The organism is Halococcus thailandensis JCM 13552 (genome assembly GCF_000336715.1).
GTDB lineage: Archaea > Halobacteriota > Halobacteria > Halobacteriales > Halococcaceae > Halococcus > Halococcus thailandensis.
In genome coordinates, this window is record NZ_AOMF01000172.1 from 1 (window position 1) to 5755 (window position 5755).

Here is a 5755-nt window from a genome sequence, read left to right on the forward strand (position 1 = left end):
ACCGTTCGCGCCCTAAAACGAGGATTTTTCTCCCGGCGCGATGAGAGTCGGCCATGAGCGAGTTCGATCTCGATCTCCAGTCCGTCGAAAGCGAGATCGAGGACGAGAACGGTGGGCGCACCCACCGGGTCGTTCTCGGCGTGCTCGACGGGCGGACGCCGAGCGAGGAGTGGATCGCCGAAATCGCCGACGACGCGGTGCTCGTCCTCGCCGTCGAGGGCGACCTGAACCGCCTCGCGAGCGGGTTCGCGAGCGACGTCCGCGAGATGGGTGGTGAACTGATCCACTTCCGGAAGTTCCTGCTGGTGACGCCACCGGGTGTCCACATCGACACCGACCGACTCGACTAACCCTCGACGAACGTCACGAAGTGGCCGTCGGGATCGCGAACCCTGATCCCGTCGTCGAGCCGTTCGACCGATCGCACCGACCCCACCACGGCGTCGAGCGCCGCATCCGGATCCTCGACGCCGACGCCGAGATCGACGTGGACGCCGCCGCGGGCGTCGGCCAGTCCCAGGTGGGGTTCCCAGAGTTCGAGGGCGAACTCGTCGGCCGCGAGCCGCGTCCGGCGGCGCTCGCTCCCCTGATCGACGATCTCCAGCCCGAGATCGGTGTAGAACGATTCGGCCCGGGCGAGCTCCTCGACTTCGAGGACGACCTCGAACATCCCGTGTACGCCCGCCTCCTCCCCGTCCGACTCGCCGAGTTCGACGCAGTTGCCCTCCGTATCGTAGAAATACAGCGAGCGCGCGCTGCCGAAGCTGTGTTCGTCGAGGTCGAACGATTCGGCGAGTCGGTCGTACCAGTCGTCGTACTCGCTCGCGGGGATCGAGAGCGCGTAGTGGGTGTGGAGTCCCCCACGGGGGATGGCCGACGGCCGGCGGAGCACGAGGTCGGTCTCGCCGGCCGAGAGGACGACCTCACTCTCGCTTTCCCGTACGGTATCGAGGGCGAGCTGTTCGCGGTAGAACGCGCTCGCACGATCGAGATGTTTGACCTCCAGGGCGAGCCAGCGCAGCGCCGAAACCATACACCCGGAACGGTCGCCGAGTATAAATATCCGCCACCGACGCGCTCATCCGCCGCCGCCCCGAGGGGTGGGTATGCCGATGAAGGGCTCGGGTCCGGCGGAGTACGAGGAGATCGACCGCTTCGACGGCGGCGTCGGCTGGCTCGCCTACCCCGACGAGCGGATGCAGCGCGCGAGCCACGCGCTCGCGACTGACGAGGGCGTCTGGCTGGTCGATCCCGTCGACGCCACGGGGATCGACGACCTGCTCGCCGAGTTCGGCGACGTCGCGGGCGTCGTCGTCCCGCTGGACCGCCACAAACGCGACGCCGCCGCGTTCGCCGAGCGCCACGACGTCTCCGTGTACGTCCCGTCCTGGATGGACGGCGTCGTCGACGAGATCGATGCACCGATCGAGCGCTTCGATGGTACTCTCGGCGAGACGGGTTACCGACTCCGGATGGTCGCCACGCCGCTGTGGCAGGAGGGCGCGCTCTACCACGAGGAGGACGGGACGCTCGTCGTCTCCGAGGCGTTCGGGACGGCCGAATACATGCGGACCGACAGCGAACGACTGGGTGTCCATCCGGCGCTGCGACTGTTCCCGCCACGACAGTCGTTCGAGGATTTCACGCCCGAGCGCGTGCTCGTGGGCCACGGCGCGGGCGTCCACGAACACGCGAATCCGGCGCTGGGCGCGGCGCTGTCGGGATCGCGCCGTCGCGCGCCGTCGCTCTACCTGAAAACCGCCCGGCTGTTCCTCGCGAACTGAGACGACCGAACCCATGTCCGACGCTCACGACGCGACCGATGGCCGACCCGCGGTGTACGCGACCGCCGGACTGGTGGAAGCGCTGCTCGATCTCGCCCGTGAAGCCGAACCCGAGGAGGCGACGATCGCGCTCGCGACGACGCCGGCCGGCGAGTTCGTAGAAACGCTGCCGCCCGAGACACCCGTGTTCACTCATTTTTACTTCCCGGACGCGGGCCGGTCGCTGTCGGCGGTGTTCGGGATGGATCTCGGCACGCCCGCGGGCCAGACCCAGGGACGGTTCGTCTCGCATCCGCAGGGGCGGCTCGCACTCGCGCGGACCGACGATCTCCACGGCATCGTGTTCGTCGCGGTCCCGCCGTGGGAACGGGGCGACGTCGCGGTCTTCTCGCGCGATGGCATCGAACGATCGCTCGACCTCGTGGCTGCCGAACCGCCGATCGAATCGCTCGACTAGCCCAGATAGCCCAGATCGCGGAGCTGCTCGGCGATCTCGTCGAACTGAGCCTCGGTGAGTTCGCCCTGCTTCTGGTGCTGGATGACGATGCTGCGGAGGAGAAAGCGCACGAGATCGGAGGTGCTCTGAAAACTCGTCCCCTCGATCGTCTCCTCGACTCGGTCGGCGAGATCCTTCGGGATCGAGACGGTCGTGTAGTCGGTCATGCCGATGGGTGGGCGAGCGGTCGGATAGTCGTTGTGTTCGCTTCAGAAAATCGTCCGTTGGTGCGGGACCGAGCGCCGCTACCGACCGCTCCGGCCGGTCGATTCGCGTCGCGTCGTGGCCGCCCACGCGGTGTCGGTCGGGCGCTACGAAACCCTCTCGCGAGCCAGACGGGCGCATCTCCCGCTCGTGGCGTTGATGGTCGGCTACACGGTGCTCTCGCTGTGGATCATCTCCCGGCCGGTCGTCTCGTGAGCGGCGATTCGACGCGCGCACCAGAACGACTATTCTGACGTGTTTCCAAACGGTAGCAATGAACCGACGGCGTCCCCGCGGAACCGATCCTCGCCGTCGAAAACGTGGGGAATATCCTACGTCGAACGGGGATGATGGTGCGCGATGACGCTGTCATCCGTCGTTCTCCACCTCGGTATCGATCACGGATCGACACCGATCGACGGCGTCGCGCTGCCGACCGTCCTCGCCGTCACGGCGGTCGTCTCGCTGGTCGTTCTCGGGCTCGGGATCGTCGCGCTGGCCCAGCGGCGCTCGCGCTCGTATCTGTTGATCACGATGGCGCTCGGCACACTGGTCGGACGCACACTCGTCGGTGGGCTGGCGATGGACGGACTGCTCTCGATGGAGCTCCACCACCTCATCGAGCACACGCTCGACGGCGTCATGGCCGTCCTGTTGCTCGCGGCGGTCTACTACGCGCGGACGATGGCGCGACCGGAGGTGAACACGTATGAACGGGACTCGTAAGCGCGTCGCGCGGCGCATCCACACGTCGCCAGGGATCCACTTCAACGAACTCGTGCGCGTGCTCGATCTCGCGCCCGGACAGGTCCAGTACCACCTCAAGCGACTTTGCTCGGCAGGGGCGGTGACCGACGAGCAGCGATACGGTCGCACACACTACTACCCGCCCGACTGTGACGCGTGGCGGCGCGGCGCGCTCTCGTTGCTGCGCCGCGAGACCGCCGGCGACGTCGTTGCGCTGCTCTGCGATCGCGGGCCGACGCGGCCACAGCCGCTCGCCGACGAGCTCGACATCGCTCGCAGCACGCTCGAATGGCATCTCGACCATCTCGTCGAGCAGGACGTCGTCGTGAAGGAGCGCGACGAGCGCAACCACGTTACACTTGCACTCGTTCGTCCGACCGAGACGGCGCGACTGCTACGGGAGGTCAGCCCCTCGTCGCCGGCGCGCATGGTCGATCGGTTCGTTCGCCTGACCGATCGACTGCTGGAGGACGCGGCCGGAGAATAATCAGCTATCGCCGACGGTGAGCGTTCGCGACGGCATCTCCAGAAAGGCGGTCTCGTACCCCTCGTGGCGGGCGACCTGCGGCGGTGCGTCGGTCGTGATTTCGATCTTATCACCGGACTCGATGCTCTCGACGCTGGCCCCGTAGTGATAGTTCAGTTTTGGATCGAGCGTCGCCTGGAGCGCCCCGTCGAAAACCGTCTCGTTGCCCCGTGTCACCGTTGCGGACAGCGACATCGCCGGCAGGACGTACCGGTTGTGTGGCGTCCGTGCCGAGACGGCGAGATACGTCTTCTCGGCTCCGCCGAACCGGGAGGCGTCGTCGAGCGCTCGGACGTCGAACACGGCGTCGCCGGTCCGGACCGTTCCGAGCGCGCGACCGGGGAGTTCGCCCGTCTTCGGCGCGAGCGCGAGCGGCATCTTCTTCATCTCCATCGGCTCGACCGCCCCGCGCGTGCCGGCCTTCTCGCCGAGTCGATCGAGCATGATGTCGTTCACCGTCCCCGGATCGAACGTGAACGAGAACTCGACGGATCGCTGACTGTCGAACCGGCCCTCGAAGGAGCCGGTTCGCCGGACGGACGTCGGGGGGATATCGACCGCGACGGTGTAGTCGCCGGCACCAGGCAGCGAGAGGTTGTCGCCCGTGTGAAAGCCCATGTTCTGCGAGAGCATCGTCCACGGTGAGAGCGTCGTCACCGAGTCGCCGTTCTGCGAGATCGTTATCGTCGGGTTCGTATCCAGCGGGAAGACGCCCGTCGCCGGATCCCAGACGCTCACCATCAGATGGAGCGAGTCGTTGTCCTCGATCGAGATCTTCTCGGTCTCCGTGCCGGTGACGGTCCAGAACCGGTGAGGGTAGCTGTACGTGAGCGCACACCGATAGCCTTCGGCCGTCCCCGAACCCTCTTCCGACCCGTTCGAGCCGTTCGTCCCGCCGGAATCCGTTCCGTTCGTCGCGCTCGTCGCGTTCGCTCCGTTCCCACCGATCGTCTCGACGCCAACCATCTCCATCCCTTCGATATGCGAAGGGTAGTAGACGGCTGCGGGGCGGTTTTCGGGCAGCGGCGGCATCTGCTCTCGATATCCCGTCTGGACGGAGAACAGCCCGGAACAGCCGGCGAGAAGACCGGCACCCGCCGCGCTCGCGGCCGTGCCGACACGGAGAAACGTTCGTCGATCCATTGCTTCCTCTATAACTGCTCGCTTCGAGTGCGTTCTGGTTCGGCGGTCGAAATCGGGTTCGGTGACTCGCACGATGGGTGCGATGCTATCGATATATCGACGATGCGGCGATCACTGTCGCGGCACGGCGGCGGGCAGGGCCCGTCGCCCACGCGGCGGGAGGAGGTAGTTGCCGCGGCGCGTCACGCTCATGTACTGGAGGATGCCGTTGTTGTTCTTCCGGCCGAGCGCGGACTCCTCGGCGAGATCGGTGCCGGTCATCGACTCGCGCGTGTCGGTGAAATCGCCGATCGTCTGCTGGAGCGAGAGGAAATGCAGCGTCGCCTCCTCGCCGTCGGTCGAGTCGAAGTCCCGCCGGAGAATGATCGGGCGGTCGTTCTCGCGCGCACGGGCGACCTTCTGCGAGTGACCGACCAGTCCCGATTCGCGGGCGGCCGTCTCGGCGGGTGGACAGTCGTCCATCTTGCTCGAATCGCCGAGATTGTCGCCGACACCCTCGACAGCGCCCGATTCGGCGTGCGCGGGACAGAACATCTTGCCGACGCGCTGCGAGCGACTGTCCTGATCGTACCACTGGTCGAGGTGGAGTTTGATCGTCGAGATCTGCTGGGTCGTTCCGCCCGCGAACGGGCCGGCATCGATCGTCACCCCGTCCTCGGTCGCCTGGTTCTTGTCGAACCCAGATTTGAAGCCCATGTACATCGGCGAGTCGTCGGGCACGGGCTCCGAATCGGGGATTCCCTGCACGCCCTGGTTGTCGGCGGGCAGGCCGTCGCCGACGAACCCCGTTCGCCGGTCGATCCGCTCGAACACTCCCGTGAGCGAGGCGTCGATGTCGACGCCGTTCAGTTTCTC

10 protein-coding genes are annotated in these 5755 nt (G+C 66.7%); 6 read left to right on the forward strand and 4 right to left on the reverse strand.

The window, feature by feature from the left end; genetic code table 11:
- Window positions 1-53: 53 nt before the first annotated feature.
- A complete protein-coding gene (locus C451_RS17570) occupies window positions 54-350 on the forward strand; it encodes a DUF5779 family protein (RefSeq protein WP_007742659.1) in 297 nt (98 codons plus the stop codon).
- Here C451_RS17570 and C451_RS17575 read toward each other — a convergent pair.
- Window positions 347-1033, reverse strand: a complete 687-nt coding sequence (locus C451_RS17575; RefSeq protein WP_007742671.1) for a VOC family protein — start codon at window positions 1031-1033, stop codon at window positions 347-349. The two genes, C451_RS17570 and C451_RS17575, sit on opposite strands and share 4 nt — an antisense overlap.
- A gap of 73 nt (window positions 1034-1106) precedes the next feature.
- Between C451_RS17575 and C451_RS17580 the strand changes: the two genes are divergently transcribed.
- Both C451_RS17580 and C451_RS17585 read left to right on the forward strand, forming a co-directional pair.
- Window positions 1107-1784, forward strand: coding sequence for a hypothetical protein (locus C451_RS17580; protein WP_007742675.1), 678 nt, complete (start codon window positions 1107-1109; stop codon window positions 1782-1784).
- Window positions 1785-1797: 13 nt separating this feature from the next.
- On the forward strand, window positions 1798-2241 hold the full coding sequence (locus tag C451_RS17585) for a hypothetical protein (protein WP_007742683.1): 444 nt from the start codon (window positions 1798-1800) through the stop codon (window positions 2239-2241).
- On the opposite strand, the gene C451_RS17590 is transcribed toward C451_RS17585, so the two are convergent.
- Entirely contained in the window at window positions 2238-2447 is a 210-nt protein-coding gene (locus C451_RS17590) for a ribbon-helix-helix domain-containing protein (protein WP_004054695.1), read from the reverse strand. The two genes, C451_RS17585 and C451_RS17590, sit on opposite strands and share 4 nt — an antisense overlap.
- Window positions 2448-2562: 115 nt before the next feature.
- On the opposite strand from C451_RS17590, the gene C451_RS22785 reads away from it, so the two are divergent.
- The 3 genes from C451_RS22785 (at window position 2563) to C451_RS17605 (ending at window position 3718) form a co-directional block, all read left to right on the forward strand.
- A complete protein-coding gene (locus C451_RS22785) occupies window positions 2563-2700 on the forward strand; it encodes a hypothetical protein (RefSeq protein ID WP_162471351.1) in 138 nt (45 codons plus the stop codon).
- A 144-nt stretch (window positions 2701-2844) separates the two neighbouring features.
- The gene (locus C451_RS17600) at window positions 2845-3210 is read left to right on the forward strand and encodes a DUF7471 family protein (protein WP_007742686.1); all 366 of its coding nucleotides are present in this window, start codon (window positions 2845-2847) and stop codon (window positions 3208-3210) included.
- Complete coding sequence (locus C451_RS17605) at window positions 3194-3718, forward strand: winged helix-turn-helix transcriptional regulator (protein ID WP_007742688.1); 525 nt, start codon at window positions 3194-3196, stop codon at window positions 3716-3718. Before C451_RS17600 ends, C451_RS17605 begins: the two co-directional genes overlap by 17 nt.
- On the opposite strand, the gene C451_RS17610 is transcribed toward C451_RS17605, so the two are convergent.
- Together C451_RS17610 and C451_RS17615 are read right to left on the reverse strand one after the other, a co-directional pair.
- The gene (locus tag C451_RS17610; protein WP_007742690.1) at window positions 3719-4900 is read right to left on the reverse strand and encodes a DUF7350 domain-containing protein; all 1182 of its coding nucleotides are present in this window, start codon (window positions 4898-4900) and stop codon (window positions 3719-3721) included. It abuts the gene before it with no gap.
- Window positions 4901-5011: 111 nt separating this feature from the next.
- The coding region (locus C451_RS17615) for a DUF7405 family protein (protein WP_007742691.1) at window positions 5012-5755 on the reverse strand (744 nt) is incomplete at its 5' end.

Excerpts from the sequence above, each read along its gene's own strand:
- C451_RS17570 (WP_007742659.1), top strand. The coding sequence starts at position 54 with ATGAGCGAGTTCGATCTCGATCTCCAGTCCGTCGAAAGCGAGATCGAG.
- C451_RS17590 (WP_004054695.1), bottom strand. The coding sequence starts at position 2,447 with ATGACCGACTACACGACCGTCTCGATCCCGAAGGATCTCGCCGACCGA.
- C451_RS17610 (WP_007742690.1), bottom strand. The coding sequence starts at position 4,900 with ATGGATCGACGAACGTTTCTCCGTGTCGGCACGGCCGCGAGCGCGGCG.
- C451_RS17575 (WP_007742671.1), bottom strand. The coding sequence starts at position 1,033 with ATGGTTTCGGCGCTGCGCTGGCTCGCCCTGGAGGTCAAACATCTCGAT.
- C451_RS17600 (WP_007742686.1), top strand. The coding sequence starts at position 2,845 with ATGACGCTGTCATCCGTCGTTCTCCACCTCGGTATCGATCACGGATCG.
- C451_RS17580 (WP_007742675.1), top strand. The coding sequence starts at position 1,107 with ATGCCGATGAAGGGCTCGGGTCCGGCGGAGTACGAGGAGATCGACCGC.
- C451_RS17605 (WP_007742688.1), top strand. The coding sequence starts at position 3,194 with ATGAACGGGACTCGTAAGCGCGTCGCGCGGCGCATCCACACGTCGCCA.
- C451_RS17585 (WP_007742683.1), top strand. The coding sequence starts at position 1,798 with ATGTCCGACGCTCACGACGCGACCGATGGCCGACCCGCGGTGTACGCG.